Source organism: Bacillus sp. FSL W7-1346, from assembly GCF_038593335.1.
Lineage (GTDB): Bacteria > Bacillota > Bacilli > Bacillales > Bacillaceae > Bacillus > Bacillus altitudinis.
Genome location: NZ_CP151988.1, coordinates 490,865 through 509,968, shown reverse-complemented (window position 1 = coordinate 509,968; position 19,104 = coordinate 490,865). Strand labels below are relative to the sequence as shown.

21 protein-coding genes are annotated in these 19,104 nt (G+C 43.2%); 7 read left to right on the top strand and 14 right to left on the bottom strand.

What is annotated here, in order from left to right; translation table 11 throughout:
* The first annotated feature begins 312 nt into the window (after positions 1-312).
* Entirely contained in the window at positions 313-609 is a 297-nt protein-coding gene (locus NST09_RS02435) for a DUF3817 domain-containing protein (RefSeq protein WP_008347156.1), read from the top strand.
* 57 nt (positions 610-666) lie between these two features.
* Here the strand turns inward: NST09_RS02435 and NST09_RS02430 are convergent, their stop codons facing one another.
* Positions 667-2,916: a hypothetical protein gene (locus NST09_RS02430; protein ID WP_342493312.1), complete on the bottom strand. Its 2,250-nt coding sequence runs from the start codon at positions 2,914-2,916 to the stop codon at positions 667-669.
* 160 nt (positions 2,917-3,076) lie between these two features.
* Between NST09_RS02430 and NST09_RS02425 the strand changes: the two genes are divergently transcribed.
* Positions 3,077-3,295: a hypothetical protein gene (locus NST09_RS02425; protein WP_342493311.1), complete on the top strand. Its 219-nt coding sequence runs from the start codon at positions 3,077-3,079 to the stop codon at positions 3,293-3,295.
* A 13-nt stretch (positions 3,296-3,308) separates the two neighbouring features.
* Complete coding sequence (locus NST09_RS02420; protein ID WP_008347162.1) at positions 3,309-3,491, top strand: hypothetical protein; 183 nt, start codon at positions 3,309-3,311, stop codon at positions 3,489-3,491.
* 588 nt (positions 3,492-4,079) lie between these two features.
* Here the strand turns inward: NST09_RS02420 and NST09_RS02415 are convergent.
* Both NST09_RS02415 and NST09_RS02410 read right to left on the bottom strand, forming a co-directional pair.
* Positions 4,080-4,502 carry a pyridoxamine 5'-phosphate oxidase family protein gene (locus NST09_RS02415; RefSeq protein ID WP_008347166.1) on the bottom strand — a complete coding sequence of 141 codons (423 nt, stop codon included), beginning with the start codon at positions 4,500-4,502 and terminating at the stop codon, positions 4,080-4,082.
* 294 nt (positions 4,503-4,796) lie between these two features.
* On the bottom strand, positions 4,797-5,666 hold the full coding sequence (locus NST09_RS02410; protein WP_050826968.1) for an SDR family oxidoreductase: 870 nt from the start codon (positions 5,664-5,666) through the stop codon (positions 4,797-4,799).
* A gap of 155 nt (positions 5,667-5,821) precedes the next feature.
* Here NST09_RS02410 and NST09_RS02405 point away from each other — a divergent pair, with 155 nt between their 5' ends.
* Positions 5,822-6,433, top strand: coding sequence for a class I SAM-dependent methyltransferase (locus NST09_RS02405; protein WP_017358489.1), 612 nt, complete (start codon positions 5,822-5,824; stop codon positions 6,431-6,433).
* Positions 6,434-6,448: 15 nt separating this feature from the next.
* Here the strand turns inward: NST09_RS02405 and NST09_RS02400 are convergent, their stop codons facing one another.
* The 3 genes from NST09_RS02400 to NST09_RS02390 form a co-directional block, all read right to left on the bottom strand.
* On the bottom strand, positions 6,449-8,536 hold the full coding sequence (locus NST09_RS02400) for a BglG family transcription antiterminator (protein ID WP_046342687.1): 2,088 nt from the start codon (positions 8,534-8,536) through the stop codon (positions 6,449-6,451).
* 121 nt (positions 8,537-8,657) lie between these two features.
* Complete coding sequence (locus NST09_RS02395) at positions 8,658-9,740, bottom strand: C45 family peptidase (RefSeq protein ID WP_216099592.1); 1,083 nt, start codon at positions 9,738-9,740, stop codon at positions 8,658-8,660.
* Between the two features lie 85 nt (positions 9,741-9,825).
* Positions 9,826-10,458, bottom strand: coding sequence for a GDSL-type esterase/lipase family protein (locus tag NST09_RS02390; protein WP_017358492.1), 633 nt, complete (start codon positions 10,456-10,458; stop codon positions 9,826-9,828).
* 414 nt (positions 10,459-10,872) lie between these two features.
* Between NST09_RS02390 and NST09_RS02385 the strand changes: the two genes are divergently transcribed.
* Entirely contained in the window at positions 10,873-11,508 is a 636-nt protein-coding gene (locus tag NST09_RS02385; RefSeq protein WP_024720223.1) for an FMN-dependent NADH-azoreductase, read from the top strand.
* 34 nt (positions 11,509-11,542) lie between these two features.
* Here the strand turns inward: NST09_RS02385 and NST09_RS02380 are convergent, their stop codons facing one another.
* From NST09_RS02380 to NST09_RS02345, 8 genes are all read right to left on the bottom strand, one after another.
* Complete coding sequence (locus NST09_RS02380) at positions 11,543-12,316, bottom strand: IclR family transcriptional regulator (RefSeq protein ID WP_007498093.1); 774 nt, start codon at positions 12,314-12,316, stop codon at positions 11,543-11,545.
* A 14-nt stretch (positions 12,317-12,330) separates the two neighbouring features.
* Positions 12,331-13,335: a biotin-dependent carboxyltransferase family protein gene (locus tag NST09_RS02375; RefSeq protein ID WP_342493310.1), complete on the bottom strand. Its 1,005-nt coding sequence runs from the start codon at positions 13,333-13,335 to the stop codon at positions 12,331-12,333.
* Positions 13,332-14,078, bottom strand: a complete 747-nt coding sequence (pxpB, locus tag NST09_RS02370; protein ID WP_098680865.1) for a 5-oxoprolinase subunit PxpB — start codon at positions 14,076-14,078, stop codon at positions 13,332-13,334. The genes NST09_RS02375 and pxpB overlap by 4 nt, the downstream gene beginning before the upstream one ends.
* A 19-nt stretch (positions 14,079-14,097) precedes the next feature.
* Complete coding sequence (locus tag NST09_RS02365) at positions 14,098-14,889, bottom strand: putative hydro-lyase (protein ID WP_270109475.1); 792 nt, start codon at positions 14,887-14,889, stop codon at positions 14,098-14,100.
* A 4-nt stretch (positions 14,890-14,893) separates the two neighbouring features.
* Positions 14,894-16,111 carry an NRAMP family divalent metal transporter gene (locus NST09_RS02360; protein WP_008347191.1) on the bottom strand — a complete coding sequence of 406 codons (1,218 nt, stop codon included), beginning with the start codon at positions 16,109-16,111 and terminating at the stop codon, positions 14,894-14,896.
* Positions 16,112-16,135: 24 nt separating this feature from the next.
* Positions 16,136-16,894, bottom strand: coding sequence for a 5-oxoprolinase subunit PxpA (locus tag NST09_RS02355; protein WP_008347192.1), 759 nt, complete (start codon positions 16,892-16,894; stop codon positions 16,136-16,138).
* 173 nt (positions 16,895-17,067) lie between these two features.
* Positions 17,068-17,823, bottom strand: a complete 756-nt coding sequence (locus NST09_RS02350) for a Cof-type HAD-IIB family hydrolase (protein WP_008347194.1) — start codon at positions 17,821-17,823, stop codon at positions 17,068-17,070.
* Positions 17,824-17,940: 117 nt separating this feature from the next.
* Positions 17,941-18,207 carry an excalibur calcium-binding domain-containing protein gene (locus NST09_RS02345; protein WP_019743140.1) on the bottom strand — a complete coding sequence of 89 codons (267 nt, stop codon included), beginning with the start codon at positions 18,205-18,207 and terminating at the stop codon, positions 17,941-17,943.
* Between the two features lie 185 nt (positions 18,208-18,392).
* Here NST09_RS02345 and NST09_RS02340 point away from each other — a divergent pair, with 185 nt between their 5' ends.
* The gene (locus tag NST09_RS02340) at positions 18,393-18,770 is read left to right on the top strand and encodes a VOC family protein (protein WP_113747478.1); all 378 of its coding nucleotides are present in this window, start codon (positions 18,393-18,395) and stop codon (positions 18,768-18,770) included.
* Positions 18,771-18,795: 25 nt separating this feature from the next.
* Positions 18,796-19,089, top strand: a complete 294-nt coding sequence (locus NST09_RS02335; RefSeq protein ID WP_241511740.1) for a DUF5316 family protein — start codon at positions 18,796-18,798, stop codon at positions 19,087-19,089.
* The last annotated feature ends 15 nt before the right edge of the window (positions 19,090-19,104 follow it).

Here is a 19,104-nt window from a genome sequence, read left to right as displayed (position 1 = left end):
TACCACGAAATAAGAACTTATAGTGCCGCATATGCACCACCCCGTCAAATTTTCGTTCCATCATATGTTTTCCAGTCATACAAAAAACCCCTCTGTATTCAAAAGGCGTTAGAAAAAAGAATTTAGCATTTATGCCCTAGCTCGTTTCATTGATATCGATTAATCTTTAAAATCCATCAAAGCTGCAATTCTCCCATTTTTTAAAAATAACATGAACATATTTTGAATTTTTCGTAGATTTCCGCATGTCCAGGCGATCTTTCGTTTATATTAGAAGATGAGAAACTAGCTTTTATACAGGAGGATTTGTATATGCATACAAGTATCAGCCGTCTGAGACAGGCGGGTTTTATTGAGGGTATGTCTCTTTTAACCCTTCTTTTAATTGCCATGCCTCTAAAATATTTTGCGGATATTCCGATGGCGGTCACCATTGTGGGCTCTCTTCATGGCGCATTGTTTGTGATCTATATGCTCATTTTGGCATATGTGACATTTAAAGTTCGCTGGCACTTGAAATGGTCCATCGCCGGATTCTTTGCGGCATTCATTCCTTTCGGCAACTTCGCCTATGATAAGGTGCTTCGCCAGTATGATACAAAAGCTTAATCAAAAGGGCTAAAACGACATTCGTTTTAGCCCTTTTTCTACACGCTGACGTATTTTTTAAATCGATGCATATTTCACAATGGCTGCTTGACGTGTCATTTCGTGATATGCCACCCATAATTCATCACCTGGCAGTACGCTAGTGATCGGATCGATTGGCTGTTTCACTTCATACATCACGCCATCTCTCTCAATCTGAATGATCGCTAACGGCTGGTTGCCGATGACACCGGAAAATGTGACATGGGTCACTTTTGCACTTCCTTGTTTCTCTTGCATAAGACTGATTTCTTTATCCAGCTCTTCTTGTTTTGTCTGCATCGTGATTTGAGTTCCTGGCGCGACCTCCATATGGTCAGGTATGAATTGACTGACCGTTTTTGTGATGGATTGATCTCCGCTAGAAACCGTCACATCCAGCATAATAGGCTTCTGATCATGAATTGTGACTGGATATTGCTTCACCCGTTGGATCGTTCCTGTTAACGTCACATCTTTCCCCGATCGATTCCGCACTTCATGCCCATAGGCTGCCATTTTGAGCTGGCCGTTGATGTCAACGAGATCGGCTTTTTCTCCTGTTCTAAACTCAAAACCAGCGGCTTGAATCATCGGAATGGTATACCTTTTCTGATCTGCTTCAAATGTAAGTGATAAGACGGTGCCTCGTCCTACGGTTCCATATGATTCTATGTTTCTTAAAATAGCGCCTTTGATGAATTTTGGCTCGCTTGGCTGCGAGAAGTCACCTTCTTTTAAGAGCATCGCTTTTTTCTTTTTCGGATTGTAGAGAATGGCAATACGCTGACCCGGTTGCGGTATCTGAGTATAGGATACAACCGTTTTAACCGCCTTTTCGATATTTTTCCCATCATATTGAAATTGAAGTTGCATGTTGACCAGCGGCTGTTCGTTGATGTAGGTACCCGTTTCTTTGACAGATACAATATTGGCTTCTAATGTGACACTGTCCTTTATCTTGTTCTTTCTCACCAGTCTCAAAATCGGTGGCAGGAAGATCGCTAGCACAAATAACAGCAGTGGGATAAAGAGCCATATCGCCCAGTTGAGAATGAGTGGTCCGCCCTTCATGACATATTGCATAAAGGTGTCAACAGACGTTTGGTGGGCTGGACTGGCATTTTCGATTGAGATGACCTTTTGCAAAGGAAATTCCTTTAGCTGTTTGCTTTTCGCCTCAAATGCCCCCGTTAATTGGTTGCCAAGTGAATAATAGAGCCAATCGCTCTTCACATTTTTATGAAAAGAGAGATCTTCTTTTTGTAAAGATTCATATGACAACGACTGAGACAGCTTGCTGGCAGACGTCGCCTTATTCGTGCGATGATTATAAATATAACCAGTCAGCTTGCCTTTTGCTTCATCCTTTGCTGTCGAGCCTAAAAGAAGAACTTCTTCTTCATTCAGCTGGTAGATAAAGGTTTGGTAAATTGGTTTTGGTGTTGGGACGACTTCCCCAAGCCTTCCCTCTGCATTCACTTTCCTTGGTCTTTTTGGATAGTTGGATTCGACAGCGACAGCCACGTTTTGTGATGATCCGATCGTTTTTTGCAGCTGCTGCACGACTTTATCTTCAATGAGGCTAAACGGTTCTGCACTTTTGGAGACATAGACCCCAAGCTGATGCTTCTCGTTTGAGATTCCGCTGACATATGCCTTCTGGTCATTTTTCAAAGTCAATTCAAACATAGGGAATGGGGTCTGCCCTCTAAAAGAATTCATGACGACATCGATGGAAACAGGTCTTGCTGGCAGCTTCAGCTCGTTGAGATTGTGGACATGAAACTGACCATTCTTTAGCTCACCGAGGACCGCAGCAGCGCCTTCCATTTCTCCTGTAAACACGAGACGTCCATTCCATTGATATGTATTCGTTTTTAAAAATGAAGGAATCTGTAAGTTTTGCTTGACGAGTTCTTTCTTTGCTCCGCTTGGAGACAGTTTTTCGATCAACAGCTGCTCGTCTTTATTTTTTAAAGCAACTAAGAGATGGTTCCCTTGAATGGATGGCAGCATTTCATTAAACGAATCGCTTGCTGTGGTCCATTCACTGATTCTTTTTCCTGATTGAGGATCATACATTGCAAAATGGAGCTGCTGGTTTTTTGATACAGCACTCACCACTCGTTTTCCTTCATCGAATGTAAACATTCGTTTGATGTCATACTCTGTTACTTTCCCTGCGGACAAATCATCTTGGTAATGGTTCCACACCAAGACACTAAGAATGATCGCTGGAATAAAGAAGACTATATACCTGAGGAAAATCACTGGTATTCTTTTCACTTGATCGCTTCCTTTCATGGAGTTCCTTTTTCTTATACGTCAGTGCAGCGAGAATGTTTCATGCTAGAAGAATACCATTCCAACTTTCTAAATCCATATTTTACATATTTGATTGTTTACGATAAAATCCAATCAGATTCAAAAAAAGGATGTTATCTCAATGGATAAGCTATCATCGATCATTCTAGCGGCTTGGCTGCGTGTTCCCCGTTGGTTCAAGCAAGGGGTGCTCGTATCTATGACCATTTTCTTTTTTTATATGTGCTTTGTAAAGGGGCTGACTGGCTGGTACACCTTGCCGCCTGTCACTTTGCTCGCATGCGCCATTTGTTCCTTTCTCATCTGGATGGTGTGGCTAAACAATCAAAAAAACAAGTAAAAAGGAGAATTTCATGAAAGAATCCATCTTTTATTTTGCTATCTCTTTTGTTCTTCAATGGGTTTGGTTTGGGGTTGTGCATCCAGATAGAGGCGTGACACTGCTGGACATGTTGATCTTTTCTATTTTGTTTACGGTGATGTTCTTTTTTATTGGCCGGATTTGGAGGTATCAGAAGAAAGGGCGAAGTGAGTGATGATGAAGCATTTCCTCTTTCTGTCAGTGAGCAGTTCTATTGTGAGCGGAGAATCCTGTTAAAGGGGATGTCATGCGGACGGTATCCGCTTTTTTTCTTCCTTTTTCCTATTTTATTGTTTAAAACGTAAAAAGGCTGCCAAATAGATGGCAGCCCGTTTCTTACTCTTTTCATGCAAATAAATAATCAATGTTTAATCTCCGTCACGGAGTGTATGAATTAAGATTCGATCATATCAGTGTGTCATATGTGTTCCGAGTGAACCTACGTTTGAAAGTAAACGCCATGGAAGTTCTGGATAACAAGACAACGAAAGCCCTACCTCTCATTCGTCCTTACGGCTCCGAAGCCGTGCCAGTGTGAATTGTAAATCAAAACGTCTTTTTTCCATTCTTCCGCTTTTATAGGGGGCGGTTGCAGAAGGAAAAGAATAAGTTTGTTCGCTTTGACAGCGTCTCGTTCTTATCAAGTAGAAGCTCTATTGCTTCTCATTATGTCATAGAAAAAAGAAAGTTTACTTTCTTTATTTATTTGCTATTTCAACACTTAATATAAAACTATAACACGTTCCCCCAACTTACGCAAGTGTTAAAGTGATAATTCTGCTGGTGTCCGGTTTCCTTCGTTCATATAACGAATGGAGGTTGGGTCAATCTTAAGGATCACTAGGTTTGGATCATCTTTTCCTTTAAACCATTTCTCCATCTCATCAGACCAAAGGCGGTCGATCAGTTCTGGATCATCAGTTAATGTGGCTTTACCTGCAATTTCTGCATATGTGTCCCCAAATCCTTCACCTGAATAACCAATGAGAATATGAACATTCGGATTTTTTTCAATCTCATCAGCTTTATGTGTTTCTTTGCTTGTTGGTGTATATAATGTCAGCCCTTCATGAAAAAAAGTCATATAGCGGGTATGCGGCTTATCTTGTTCAACAGTCGCCAATGTTCCGACTTTTTGTTCGTCTAATAAATTCATTACCTTTTGTTTTAACTCTTCTTGTGACATGTATCTTCACTCCTTCAAAATGTCATCCGTACTCTTAGGTTTCCACGACAATCCATTCATTAAACAAAGAAATGTGTTTTTCATAAAAAGACATCTTCTAGCTGATGCTATAAAAAACGGATACATTGAAAGGGGAAGTTGAACATGCATCATGAAACGATGTTCCATTTGAGTTCACTTGTTATTGCAGCGGTTGTTGTGGGCATTATCATATGGTCTGTCTCATCTGTACAGAAGAATCGGAAGAAATACTAAATACACCGCCCAATCAAAGCTGGGCGGCGTGTTTATTGATCATGTATTCATAAAGGAACCGCCGTTGACGTGAAGTGTCTGTCCCGTCATATAAGACGATTCGTCTGAAGCAAGCAGTACATAGCAGCCTACATGCTCCACAGGCTGTCCTGGTCTTCCCATTGGGGTCTCGGCCCCGAAGTTTTCGACACTGCCTTCATCAAATGTAGATGGAATGAGCGGCGTCCAAATTGGGCCGGGCGCTACACCGTTTACCCGAATTCCATCTTTCACAAGCGACTGTGCCATAGAACGAGTAAAGCCGTTGATGGCCCCTTTTGTCGCCGTATAATCAATGAGCACTTTGTTGCCTCGATACGGGTTAATAGATGTTGTATTAATAATGGAACTTCCCGGTTTTAAGTAATCGAGTGCCTTCTTCGTAAAATAAAAATAAGAATAGAAATTGGTTCTAAAGGTTTGGTGAAGCTGTTCACTAGAAATATCTTGAATACGTTCTTTCGGATGCTGTTCGGCCGCATTATTGACTAATATGTCCAGCTTCCCAAAGGCTTCAACTGTCTTTTCTACCGCTTTCTCACAAAAGGCTTCGTCCCCGACATCCCCTGCAATCGTTAAACATTTGACGCCTTCCTGTTCTACACGTTTTTGCGTATCCTCTGCATCCTCATGTTCATTTAAGTATACGATCGCGACATGAGCTCCTTCTTTGGCATACGCGACAGAAACGGCACGTCCAATTCCGCTGTCTCCACCTGTAATCAGCGCTACTTTTCCTTTTAGCTTACCAGACCCTTTATACGATTCATCCTCATAGATCGGCGCAGGATTCATTTCTCTTTCACTGCCTGGCTGCTGATCCTGCGTTTGGCGCGGAATGCCATTTGTTAAGTATTCACGTAAATCCATGTGTAAGCTCCTCCTTGATTTGTTGATGTATCCTTTCATTACCACTTCATTTTTTTACTCAAACATCCCCATGCGCCATCAATGCGTTTTGAAAACTGACAGGTTTCAGGGTGGGAAAAATCGGTTACATAAACATGAAAAAGGAGCGTTCTCACATGCTATCAACCATTTCTAAAACCTTTAGCAGACCAAAAGGCTGGCTCGGAAGCATCGCAGGTTTTATTATGGCAAATGAAAACAAGGCACTGAATCAATGGGCGATCCAGCATTTAGATTTATCAGATGGTGAAAACATTTTGGAAATAGGCTACGGCCCCGGCTATAGCATCAAACATATGCTCAAGCATTATGACGATCTTCACATTGATGGACTAGATGCTTCTTCAACTATGAAGGAACAGGCGCATTCGCGTATAAAGAAACGATCCAAAGAGAAGCAGGTCCGGCTTTATGTCGGGAAAATTGAAAAAACGCGCCTCCCGGCAGATCAGTATGACAAAGTACTTTCTGTTAACAATTATACGATTTGGGATGACCCAAAGGCTGGCGCACTCAACCTTTATCACACCTTGAAACCTGGCGGAAAACTCGTCATTGTGATGCAGCCAAGAGAAAAAGGAGCGGACGCCAATCGAACAAAAGAAATGGGCGAAAGCATCCTCAATGACTTAGAATTTGCTGGATTTGATCAGTTTTCTGTTGAATATGAGGAGATTCGTCCCACCCTCGCTGTCTGTGTCACAGCAAAAAAGCCGAGAAGCGAATAAGCTCTCGGCTTTTTCTTACCATTTTGCCTCTTTGACAAATTGATAAAAAAGTTGATGTAATTTCTGTTCAATCTCTTCCTTTGTTCCTTGTCCATAAAGCGCCATGCTTTCTTCACTTTCAATGATGGATGAACTGATCAGGCTAAACATTTCAGACCCTTCTTTGCCAAGCTCTAGCGGCGCCAGCATGAGGAGCATTCTGGACATGAGCTGCTGCCCGCCATCCATGCTTTTGATCTCGTATGCCTCATCAAGATCATAGATATGAAAGACCGGTTTCTTAATGAGATCATGCTTTAAGTGAAAAAGAGCAAACTCGGTTCCTGGAATGCCTAAACCACCTTGCTGCTCACGCTCAAGTAAACCGGCTGTCACTTCGTCTGCACGTTCTAAATAGCCTTGACTTTCAACCTGACGCATCAGCGCTCTCATTGTTGACTCATGCTGCTCCGTCGTCTTCTTTTTTTCGATTGTAAAATGGGACAAGATGCTGCGAATCACTGACATATAATTCGTGATTTGCTCTGCCATCCCTATCATATCAACCGTTTCCTCCACCGATTCTTTTGCAGATTCCTGTGCTCTTTTTTTCTCAATCAGATAAGGAATTTTTCGTTTAATATGTGACTTGACCCGCACTGCGTCATCCTCGTTTAAGAGCGGGCTGACCATAATGTAATCAATATGCTCATAGGGGATCGGCACGGTTGATACGATCATGTCATAGCTCGCAGCGTCGATTTCCTTTAGCTCCATTAAGGAAGATAGATCGAATTTGGCGATCTCAGGCAATTCTTTTTTTAATCGTGATGCGAGCATTTTTGACGAACCGATACCGCTTGAGCAAACGACCAATGCATGAATCTTGGTTTCTTCTTTTTTAATTTCAAGCACCGAACCAAAATGAAGCACGATAAAGGCAATTTCATCCTCTGGAAATTCGATCTCAGGAAAGAAGCGCTCCACACCTTCTTCAATCGCCATGAACAGCAAGAAGTAGTCTTTTTTTATTTGTTGTGTGAGCGGATTATAAATCCGCATCTTTTCTTTCAAACGGTTCATAGCTGGTTCAAGATGAGACACGAGTCCCTCATACAATGAATCGTTTTCATTTAAATGGTAACCTGTTTTATGAGAAATAAAGTCAATGAGTTTCTTCGTTCTCAGCGCGATATCTAACTCAATCTCATCAATGCGGTATTCTGCCGTAAAGCTTCGATTTGCACTGCGCAAATGGATGGTCATGTATCCAACTTCAGCTTCAGGAATCTCTACATTAAACATGCGTTCTAATGCTCGTGCGATTCTGAGTGAAGATTCAAATTCCTTCGTCCGCTTTAATTCAAGCAATTCTTCCTCTTCCATCCGAATGGTTTCACCGATTTGAATGCGTTCAATGGCATAGGTTAAGTGAACGACAAGTGCAATATAGGCACTATCTGACAACGAGAGAGAGAGTCTGTTTTTCAAATGAAAGAGCAGCCTTTCTACCTTGAGCAGCTGTCCTCGACTGACTACCCCAAACACCTTTTCAGTCGCTTTCGTTCGATGTTTAATATTCATCTCAATCGTTTCGAGAAATAATTGAATGTCGAGACGGTCAACGATCAGGTTGCCGACAATTTTTCGTTTGGCTTCCTCCGGTCCTTTTAATTCAATGCCGTACCCACGCTTGCGGATAAGCAGTAAACCGTAAGGAGCGATCCAGTCCGTCAGTTCATCTAAGTCGTAGCTGATGGTCGCATTTGTAACCTGCAAGTCGGCTGCAAGTGTATATAATTTCACCGGTTCTTTTGCTTCAAGCAGGGCACACAGGATTAAGAGCTTCCGTTCATCAGAACTATATTCAATTTGATCTTCATTTGAAATATGAGACAGAAGCCGCTGTTTATCTTCCTGTTCACCGACCGCCTTCAAGCCCTTCCCCGGCTGTTTATCAAGTGATAGGTTGTAATTCTTCAAAATAGGTTTAATGGATTTAAGTTCTCTATGAATGGTTCTTGTACTTACCTGAACAGAATCGGCGATCTCACGAATGGTGACATAACGATTTTGCTGAATCATATATTTGATCACTTTCTGTTCTCGTGCCGTTATGTACATGAAATGCCTCCTTCTGCTTAAATAGGTCTATTGTCACACTTTAATATAAAACGCTTTCACTGATCGATGCAACCTGAAGTTGATCTAAATTTGGCACACAGGCTGTGACAAAATGAAAGACTCAAACGTTTCTCCAAAATGAAGGTCCATAATCCTTTTGATGAAATTGAATCGTTTGTTCATGAAATGGCAGTGCGCCCCCGACCTTTAATGAATAGGTAGGATTATAGACGGGAGAGCCAAAGCAATACTCCATCGTCCCTTCCTCCGGCCGAAACATGACGGTTCGCATCGTCCCAAACAGCTCTTCATAATTGTGCACAGTCAGACCAGCAGGGTATTCTGCCTGAAATAGTTCCGTAAGAGACTCGCTTGACGGCTGTTCTTCTAAAGCTTGAATTAACATGTCGTACCTGACAACAGAATGATGTTTCGTCAACCCTTTTGCCGTGTGATCAGCAAGCGGATGGTTCGTAGCCGCAATAAATCCACGCTCCGGCCTTCTCACCTTTTTTTGCCCATCAATCATTTCAATCACAGCCGCCTCTCCCTGCCGGTCGGCAAGCATTAGGTGAACATTTGACGCGACGGGCATTTCCTGTACCAAACGGACGGCATCCTCCACCATTTTACAGGACTCTAGCACAGCACGAATGACATGATATACTTGCAAGCCAGCAACAGCCGGCGGCTTTAAGCCTGGTTCGTTGCCAATAGGCGGACCGCATGCAGAAAATGTGACCGATAGACCATGCTCATTCATCCCATCAGATCTGCCAAATAAGATTAATGATGAGCCTGTATGGACTGCTGAGCCCTTCACATGTGTAGATACAAGACGCATATCATCAAACAGCGGAGAAAAATCATAGTTGCGCAGCATCACCGTTTGTTGATTGGCAGCCTCATTTCCCTGCATCACACAATGGGAACAGCCTGGCTGCAGATGCGAAGAATAGAAAAAGGTCAAATTGCTTTCATCTATTTGCATTTCATCACAAAATCCCGTGAGTTCTTCCTCTAACTGAGGAAGAAACGGTCGAATCAGCTGCTTTGTTTCCTTCACAGCCTCTTTTGATAACGGTTCTGTTTGAATGTATTGTTTCTTAAGCAAAGGGCGCTCCTTCAGCCAAATAGCCTGCTGCTTTCCTACCTCATAAGCTGTTCCTTTCAATTCATGAAAATACGCACTCATCTCCTGCATGCATCCACCTCTTTTGTCTTGTTTCTTTTATCATATCGAAACAGCCCTTCATTTAAAAGAATGAAAAAACTGCAATCCCGAGGGATCACAGTTGCTTAGCGGATTGTTGAAACAGCGCTTCTGCCATTGCTTCATATCCTTTGTGGTTCGGATGAAATTGATCAATCGATAAGTATGCGCTTTGATGACCTTCAAATACACCGTAAATATCCACCACTTCTACATGTGGATTCGCAGCAAGCTGGCGAAGGTGATGGTTGTATTGCTTCAGCCATCTCTCGGCGATCGGAATCTCAGGAAAAGGATTATATAAATTCAATAAATATACGCAGTATGGATGATGCTGCCCTCTTTTTATCAGAGCGATTTCTTGAACCATTTTGCTAAAATTCGCCTGACAATGCATAGACGCTTGCAGCAGTGTCTTTTCATCTTCCCCTTTTTCATACTGCAGAACAGCTTGAACAAGATCATTCCCGCAGCCTGTGATGGTGATGATGTCAGCATGAGCAATCGCCCGTCTTACATCAGACCGCTGAAAAAGCTGCAAGATCTCTTCCGTTGTTAACCCTGATTTCGCAAATACGGACAGTTTCACCGGTATATGCAGCTTCTTTTCAAGCTTCGCCGCATATCGCTCCGTAAAACCGCCGCCAAATAAACGTGCCCCCACCCCAACCGTTAAGGAATCTCCAATCGCAACATAGGATCGTCCCACTCTTATCCCTCACTCTCTCCTGCCTTCTCTTATATATACGAAAAAGAAGAGCAAATGCTTATAGCAGATGGCTTAAAGGCATCCACCTTTTTTTCAAAAGCGCAGGATGGGCGCATTTACAAACACTTTACTTGCGATATCGATCCATTTTTTGTTCAATGGGAGTAGGGTTTTTTTGCTTAAATCGCAGCTTTGAAGCGTTTCAGAAAAATTTACAAACTTTTTATCTTGATTTCAAGACTTTATACCTTGACTTCAAACTATATAGTGATTACAATGAAAATATCAGTTTTTATGTAACTGTGCTTGTTACATCTTTTTCATAGCATTCCAATATGATTAAAGATGCCACATATTCAGTGTATCTTTGGGGTACGCTAAAAAAATCATTGAAACAGGAAGGATTGAATAAACATGGCAAAAGTTTTATACATCACTGCACATCCGCATGATGAAACAGTTTCTTACAGTATGGCTACTGCTAAAGCATTTATCGAATCTTATAAGGAAGCAAATCCAAGTGACGAGGTTGTACATATCGATTTGTACAAAGAAAACATTCCTCACATTGATGCAGATGTATTCGCTGGATGGGGCAAGCTTCAATCTGGTGCTGGCTTCGATACACTTTCAGCTGAAGAGCAAGCGAAAGTTGCTCGCCTAAACGAATTAAGCGATCAATTCGTTTCTGCTGACAAATACGTATTTGTTTCACCACTTTGGAACTTCTCATTCCCACCAGTTCTTAAAGCATACATCGACTCTGTTGCTGTAGCTGGTAAGACATTCAAATACACTGAGCAAGGTCCTGTTGGATTACTAACAGACAAAAAAGCGCTACACATTCAAGCACGTGGCGGATATTACACTGAAGGTCCTGCTGCTGAACTAGAAGCAGGTCACCGTTACCTTGGAACAATTGCAAACTTCTTCGGTATTCCTTCTTTCGAAGGTCTTATTGTTGAAGGTCACAATGCTGAGCCTGCAAAAGCAGAACAAATTAAAGCAGATGCGATCGAACGTGCAAAAGCTTTAGGTAAAACTTTCTAATCATGAACACGCAAAAAGCCAATGATCTTAACGGTCATTGGCTTTTTATTTGTTCAGATGCAAAACCTAATTCTTTTGAAATGCCGCTGGCCGCTTTTTTGACCTGCTCAATTAAATAAGGAAGCCGTTCCTTTTGATAGCCTGCCTCAAACCCCGCAATACTAATGCCTGCTGCCACTTCTCCGTGATGATTGAAAATGGGCGCTCCAATAGCCGCAGTATAGTTTTCAAGCTCTGAATAGCTTAACGTATATCCGCGCCTGTTTGATTCTTCGATCATGTTTCGCAGGACATCTTTATCAGTAATGGTTCCGATCCCGATTTTCCCGAGCTCTACCGAATCAATATAGGCAAGTCTCTCTTCCTCTGGCAAAAAGGAAAGAATACTTCTCGCACAAGCTCCCGCATATAATGGGGATCTTCTTCCGACAGCGGTATAGAGCCGGACAGGCTGCGTTCCTTCCATTTTCTCCACATAAATGGCTTCATCTCCTTCACGAATAATGAGCTGAACAGCCTCACCTACCTCATCACGCAAGTTTTCCATAAAGGGCCTTGCAATTCTACGGATATCGAGGCGGTCGGCGACAAGCTGACCGTATTCAAGGAACATCAATCCTAATCGGTAAACACCTGAAGGATGCTTTTCTAATAACCCCATATCGGCTAACGAGTTGGCCATTCGGTGTACAGATGTTTTGGGCATGCTCGAGAGCTCAATCATGTCATTTAACGTTAATTGTTCGTGAGTGATAAAAAGCCGTAATATCTCCATTGATTTCACAACGGTTTTATTTGTGTTCTGCATGTTTCTCACCTTTTCTAAAACGAAAATGCTTCGAGTTTTAATCTTGCCGTCAGGTCCTTCATTTCTGCTTCTTGTGTGAATAAGGCTTGCTCTGCTTCTTGGCGGTCAATTTGTTGAAACGTGAGATTCGCTCCAGGCATCGCCTGCGCAATGAACGGCAAATCGACTGTTGCCACCTCACCAATACGGGGATATCCACCTGTCGTTTGGCGATCTGCGAGCAGAATAATCGGCTGGCCGTCAGGAGGAATTTGAATAGAGCCAAAAGCAACCGCTTCTGAAATCAATTCAAGCTTTTGCTTTAAACGTATCGGTTCCCCTTTCAATCTGCATCCCATACGATCAGATTGGGGAGTGACCTGATAAGACCGTTCGAAAAAAGCTTGCTGCGATTCTTCCTGAAAATGAGACAGATGTCTCCCTGCCAGCACCCGAATGACTGGTGATTTCCCGAGAGGCAAAAAATGAGCATGATTGACTGTCCATTCTGGCGCACGTTCCCCTTTGCTTTTTAACATGTGAACGAGGCTCACCGCCAGTGGTGACGGTTCTCCAATCGGCAGGACGTCTCCTTTTTCTAGCGGACGCCCTTCTATCCCGCCTATCTTCGCTCTGACGTACGTACTTTTACTTTTCATCACCGGCTCAACATCAAATCCACCGGCTACAGCGAGGTAGGAGCGGCATCCCCTCTTACAAGGGCCAAAGGTGATCGTGCTTCCTGCTCGAATGAAGAGCGGTTTCCATAGAGGCACTTGTTCCCCGTCAATCTCAAGATCCACATCAGCACCGGTCACGGCGATCAGCTGATCCTTCTGACATGTCAACACTGGGCCGGGTCCCATTAATGTGATTTCCAGCACCGCTTCGTTTTCTTGATTCCCAGTGAGGATGTTGGCGATTCGGAGCGAGAGCGGGTCCATGCCGCCGCTCGTTAAAACACCGTACTTCTGATAGCCTATTCTCCCTTTATCTTGAATGGTGGTGAACATTCCTGGCTTGATGACATGCATACTCAACGATCTTCCTCCTTCATGCTGAAAAATTCCTTTTCAGACAGTTGAACAAATCGAACCTCGTCCCCTGCCTTTAGTAGACTAGGTCTCTCAGCATTCGGCCGAAATAAGGACAAAGGGGTTTGTCCAATGAGCTGCCAGCCTCCGGGTGTAGATATCGGATAAACCCCTGTCTGCTTCCCCGCAATACCCACAGACCCTTTTGGAATCGACATTCTTGGTGTTTCTCTACGCGGAGCTGCAATTTTTTCAGAAAGTCCGCCTAAAAACGGGAACCCAGGAGCAAACCCAATCATATAGACAAGATACCTCCCGGATGTGTGAATGCGTACAACTTCTTCAGGCGTCAAACCATTGATACGGGCGACTTCTTCTAAGTCAGGACCGAGCTCTCCTCCATAACATACAGGAATGTCGACGATTCGGCGCTTTGCCTGATTCCCCTCCTGCCAGTTGTCTTCAAGGAGGTTTTCAATATAGTCTTTGACCCATTCATACGGAGAGATCGCACGTTGCTTAAGCTGAGCAGATTGATACACCTTATAGGGCTCATAAAAGACGGTCACGTTTGTAAAAGCTTGAACAGCTTCCACATATCCGTCAAATGGATGCTGTTCAATACATAAAAACAGCTGCTTCACACGCTCATGAATGTCTTCACTTATGTCAGTCCCGGCTTGGATGACAATGGCTGCGTCTCCTAGCGGGTGGAACGTGATCGTATCTTTTATCGTTGAAAATGCCACTCTTATGACACCTCTCTTTCTACAGGACACCGAGCTTTTGATCTCTTACATCTGTGATAAACATATGACCGGGTGCATGGGTGATCGCAATATCCGGCTTAGTGTGCATGACGATGGCTTGCGGCGTCACACCACATGCCCAAAACACCGGGACTTCCCCTTCTTTGATCACAGATGGTTCTCCAAAGTCTGGTTGATCTACATGTTCAATGCCAATCACAGCTGGATCACCTATATGGATAGGACCGCCATGTACAGATGGGAATCTAGACGTCACCTGAACACTTCTTGTGACTTGATGCGCTGGGATTGGCCTCATACTGACAACCATCGGACCATGGAATACACCTGCCCTTTCACATGAAATGGTCGTTTGATACATTGGGACATTATGACCGTCTTCAATATGGCGGACAGGAATGTCATTCAGCATCAGTGCATGCTCAAACGTAAAGCTGCATCCGATGAGAAAGCCCACCATATCATCCTCCCAATAGGAAGAAATATCTGTTACCTCTTCTTGAAGAACCCCTTTTTTGTAAACACGATATTTAGGGAAATCCGTTCGAATATCCGCATCAGGTGCTGAACGCCTTGGCACTGGATCACCTGGGTCGAGCACATCAAGCAAAGGGCACGAAGCCGGATTCCGCTGACAAAATAAAAGAAAATCGAAGGCTAGCTCTTTTTTGACGATCATTAAGTTGGCTTGCGCAAATCCCTCAGCAAAGCCAGCCGTTGGTCCTGTGATCTTCTGCTTACGAATCAATTCCCTGATTTGTGACGGCTCATAGGTTTGATATGCTTTCATATGATCAGCTCCATAGTTTTGGAATTTCATTCATGATGGTATATCCGCCCATGATTGCCATGATGACAACAACAAACGCGCCTGTTGCTGTCAAAAAGAATGGATGGCGATAATCACCGACAATTTCTTTTTTATAGGCAGCAATCAGCAATGTTCCGAGTGCAAGCGGCAAGATCAATGCATTGATGGCCCCAACCAAAATCAATATGTTCACAGGTCTTCCAATCGTGATAAAACAAATGGTCGAGAGCGCAATGAATCCAACGATAATGCCTCGTTGATTTTTCTCGATTTTTGGTGAGAAGGTTTTAAAGAAGGAAACGGAGGTGTATGCCGCTCCAATGACTGAGGTAATGGCGGCAGCCCACATAATGATGCCAAACATTTTATATCCCACATTTCCAGATGCTAATTGAAAAACAGACGCAGGCGGGTTCGATGGATCAATCTGTAAGCCTTTTGAGACAACTCCTAGAACGGCTAAAAATAAAGCCACACGCATCACGGATGTGATCAAAATACCGAAAATGGAACTTTTCGTCACTTGAGGCAATGCATCCTTCCCCTTAATGCCAGCATCCAGCAGACGATGACCACCAGCAAAAACGATATAGCCACCAACTGTCCCGCCGACAAGTGTGACAATTGATAACATGTCAATTTTCTCTGGCACGAAAGTTCTCATGACCGCTTCTCCAACTGGCGGTGCTGTAGAAATAGCCACATACAGCATCAGACCAATCATGACAAAACCAGCAATTTGTGTGAATCGGTCCATCGCTTTTCCTGCCTCTTTGATGACAAAAATGAGAATGGCAATGACTGCACTGACCCCAGCCCCTATGCGGGGATCGACGCCGAATATGACCTGAAAACCGAGACCCGCACCAGCGATATTTCCAATATTAAAGGCAAGACCCCCAATGACAATCAAACAGGCTAACACATATCCGAGCCCCGGCAGAACCATATTGGCAATGTCCTGTCCTCTTTTTTCCGAGACGGCAATGATACGCCATACATTTGTTTGCGCAAAAATGTCTAGCAAAATAGAAATCAAGATGACAAACCCAAAGCTAGCTGCGAGCTGCTGTGTGAACACCGTTGTTTGTGTTAAAAATCCCGGTCCAATGGCGGACGTTGCCATTAAAAAGGCTGCGCCCATCAGCATAGAACGGTTCCCTTTTGGAGCTTTCATCTGTTTGGCTTTCTCTCTTTTCATGCTGTTTCCCCCTTTGATGACGATTTATCGAAAGGCCTTGAGTTGAATAGTGGCTTCTTTTAGCTTCGCTGTAATGGTTTTTGCAAATTGAAGCGCGTGACTGCCATCCCCGTGGATACACACCGTATCTGCTTTGAGCTGAACATCTTCCCCTTGCACTGTCCGCACTTTCCCCTCTCTTACCATACGGATGACCTGCTGAACCGCCCTTTCATCCTCTTCAATGAGTGCATGAGGTTCACGGCGGGATGTCAGTGTCCCGTCTGGTTGATACGTCCGATCAGAAAAAACTTCATGTGCCACTTGAAGACCGATTCTTTCCCCTGCTGACGCAAGTTCACTGCCTGACAGCGCAAATAACACAAGGTTAGGATCAATATCATACACAGCCTTCGCAATTGATTCAGATAATTCAGTATTTTTAGCCGCCATGTTGTAAAGGGCGCCGTGTGGTTTGACGTGCTGCATTGTACCGCCTTCTGCTTTCAGAAAGGCTGATAGTGCACCAATTTGATAGATCACAAGATCATAGGCTTCCTCTGCTGAGATAGCGATTGGACGTCTGCCAAAACCGACTAAATCTTGCAGACCTGGATGTGCACCAATTTGGACCCCTTTATCCAGTGCCATTTTAACCGTCTTTCTCATCACAGTTGGATCTCCCGCATGAAAACCGCATGCAATATTGGCTGAGGTAACATATTCAAGAATTTGTTCATCTGAACCGATGGTGTATTGACCAAAACTTTCTCCCAAATCACAGTTAATATCCACTTGATACATAGGACCCCTCCTTGTCGTTCCGAATTACGGAATAGAAAGTCCGAATATTCGAATTTATATTGATTATACCAACTTTGGATAGACTGCACATGAAATTGTCAGAAAATATAACAATAGAACTAGTAGAAAACAAAAAAAGTGAGAGGTCATATCCTCTCACTTTTTCTACTCATTTATTTAGACAGCACCCAATGCTGGATGGCTTTTGCTACCCCATGCTCTGTATTAGGAGCCGTAATCCAATCAGCCGCTTCTTTCACAACTTCTTGTGCATTGCCCATTGCGATGCCTAATCCGGCTTCTTGAATCATCGCCATATCATTCAGGCTGTCGCCAAGTGACATGACGTTGTCCATTGTACAGCCAATGCGTTCTGCAACTTTTGCGAGAGCTGCCGCTTTGTTAATGCCTGCTGCATTGACTTCGATATTGGTTGGACTGGAATTCGTGATTTCTAGCTGTCCATTTGTTTTTAATGTATGGAGGACTTCCTCACGAACAGCATCGTCATGAATATCAAAGCCAAATTTCAGCCATTCGTGGTCATGAATGCGTTCTGGGAATTCTCCTCTCCACACTTTATCCACAGTAGATGCCCAGTAATCGGTTTCGTATCTGTTTTTTAGATCCCACATCATCTGAACGTGATCGGGATGCAGTAGTTCTCGTTCGATCAACTGGAAGTTTGAATCCCAAATTTCACTTCCGTTCGCTGTGACAAGATAGGAAGAGAGTTTCAGTGGCTCGACCAGCTCTCGGCATGTCATCAGCGTACGTCCTGTGCTAATCACCACATGGACCCCTTTGGCTTCTGCTTCTTTAATGGCTTGTTTATTTTCCTCAGGAATGACGTGCTCACTGTTTAACAGCGTGCCATCCATATCAATGGCAATCAATCGGATGTCTTTCTTATCAGCTTGTGTTGACAAATTGAGTACCCCACTTTGTATCATTTTTTGAATCTATCTTTATTTTAATATAAAGATGAAGATGGCACAAAGGGACGAGTTTGATCCCATAGAAAAAAGACCTTGTGACAGGTCTTTTTAACGTTCACACGCAATGCCGTCTTTATCACGGTCAAGGTGTTTATTTTTTAAGTAAAGTGCTTTTGATGCATAAGGCTTGTACTTCGTTTTTCCACCTTTGTTTTTCGTATTTTTGCTTTTTGCCACGCCGCCTTTATATACTTTGTTGAGTGCTTTGCAGTTTTTGTACTTGACTGTCTTTGCATCCGCTGTGTGAGTGTCAACTTGTGTAAAGCTAAGTAAAAGACCGAAAGACAAGACAGTGACCATGATTTTTTTCAACATGTAAGTTCCCCCCTATTTTTTCTCATTTTACATTTTTATCATATGTCACCACATTTTGTTTTTCAAGACGATTGAGGTGAAAATATTGGTTTTTTTGGAATTAAATGAATCTTATGACCTATGTGGTAAAATGAGTGGGAAACCTTTCCGGTTTTGACACGTATATGAAGAGAGGAGCTTTCCACATGAAAATGAAATATACCATTCTATATGTAAACGATGTTGAGGCAAGTATTCAGTTCTACCATCATATCCTCGGTTTGCCGATTAAATTGAGGGTTGAATCCTATGTTGAGTTTGATACAGGAGAAGTCACCCTATCGATTAATTCACGCCAAGATGTGAAAGAGGCACTTGGGCTGCCTGTTCCAGAGGCAGTCAGCTCATCACAAACGTTTGAGATTGGCTTTGTTGTGGATGATGTGAATGAAACCATTGCGTCCTTGAAGGAAAAAGGAGTACCTGTCATCAAGGAACCTGCCAAGAAGCCGTGGGGACAAACGGTCAGTTATGTGTCTGATCCTGATGGACATTTCATTGAAATATGTGATGCGGTCTCCTAATAGCTGTCCGAAGGAGTGAAGCGTAATGAGAAAGAAACATGCTGTTTTTGCTGGTGTTTGCTCCATGCTGGTGATTTGCAGTGCGGCGCTCATATTACAGCACCATGAATGGATTGGATTCGTCAGTGGTGGAATCTCTATTATTGCGTTCGTTGCATCTGGATTTCTTATGGGTGCATGGACCAACGGGGAAGAGGCACGAGCGGCCTATCACTCTGAAACAAAAGAACACCGGATGTTTCGTCTTGATACGGCGTTTCTTTTCATCATCTTTGCTCTTCCGCATATGGGTGCAGCACTGTTATATGTTTTTATGTAAATAGTTGATTTGGTT

Bases quoted from the DNA above. Each gene is read 5' to 3' on its own strand.
- NST09_RS02435 (WP_008347156.1), top strand. From the start codon at position 313: ATGCATACAAGTATCAGCCGTCTGAGACAGGCGGGTTTTATTGAGGGT.
- NST09_RS02425 (WP_342493311.1), top strand. From the start codon at position 3,077: ATGGATAAGCTATCATCGATCATTCTAGCGGCTTGGCTGCGTGTTCCC.
- NST09_RS02420 (WP_008347162.1), top strand. From the start codon at position 3,309: ATGAAAGAATCCATCTTTTATTTTGCTATCTCTTTTGTTCTTCAATGG.
- NST09_RS02415 (WP_008347166.1), bottom strand. From the start codon at position 4,502: ATGTCACAAGAAGAGTTAAAACAAAAGGTAATGAATTTATTAGACGAA.
- NST09_RS02410 (WP_050826968.1), bottom strand. From the start codon at position 5,666: ATGGATTTACGTGAATACTTAACAAATGGCATTCCGCGCCAAACGCAG.
- NST09_RS02405 (WP_017358489.1), top strand. From the start codon at position 5,822: ATGCTATCAACCATTTCTAAAACCTTTAGCAGACCAAAAGGCTGGCTC.
- NST09_RS02400 (WP_046342687.1), bottom strand. From the start codon at position 8,536: ATGTACATAACGGCACGAGAACAGAAAGTGATCAAATATATGATTCAG.
- NST09_RS02395 (WP_216099592.1), bottom strand. From the start codon at position 9,740: ATGCAGGAGATGAGTGCGTATTTTCATGAATTGAAAGGAACAGCTTAT.
- NST09_RS02385 (WP_024720223.1), top strand. From the start codon at position 10,873: ATGGCAAAAGTTTTATACATCACTGCACATCCGCATGATGAAACAGTT.
- NST09_RS02380 (WP_007498093.1), bottom strand. From the start codon at position 12,316: ATGCAGAACACAAATAAAACCGTTGTGAAATCAATGGAGATATTACGG.
- NST09_RS02365 (WP_270109475.1), bottom strand. From the start codon at position 14,889: ATGAAAGCATATCAAACCTATGAGCCGTCACAAATCAGGGAATTGATT.
- NST09_RS02360 (WP_008347191.1), bottom strand. From the start codon at position 16,111: ATGAAAAGAGAGAAAGCCAAACAGATGAAAGCTCCAAAAGGGAACCGT.
- NST09_RS02355 (WP_008347192.1), bottom strand. From the start codon at position 16,894: ATGTATCAAGTGGATATTAACTGTGATTTGGGAGAAAGTTTTGGTCAA.
- NST09_RS02345 (WP_019743140.1), bottom strand. From the start codon at position 18,207: ATGTTGAAAAAAATCATGGTCACTGTCTTGTCTTTCGGTCTTTTACTT.
- NST09_RS02340 (WP_113747478.1), top strand. From the start codon at position 18,393: ATGAAAATGAAATATACCATTCTATATGTAAACGATGTTGAGGCAAGT.
- NST09_RS02335 (WP_241511740.1), top strand. From the start codon at position 18,796: ATGAGAAAGAAACATGCTGTTTTTGCTGGTGTTTGCTCCATGCTGGTG.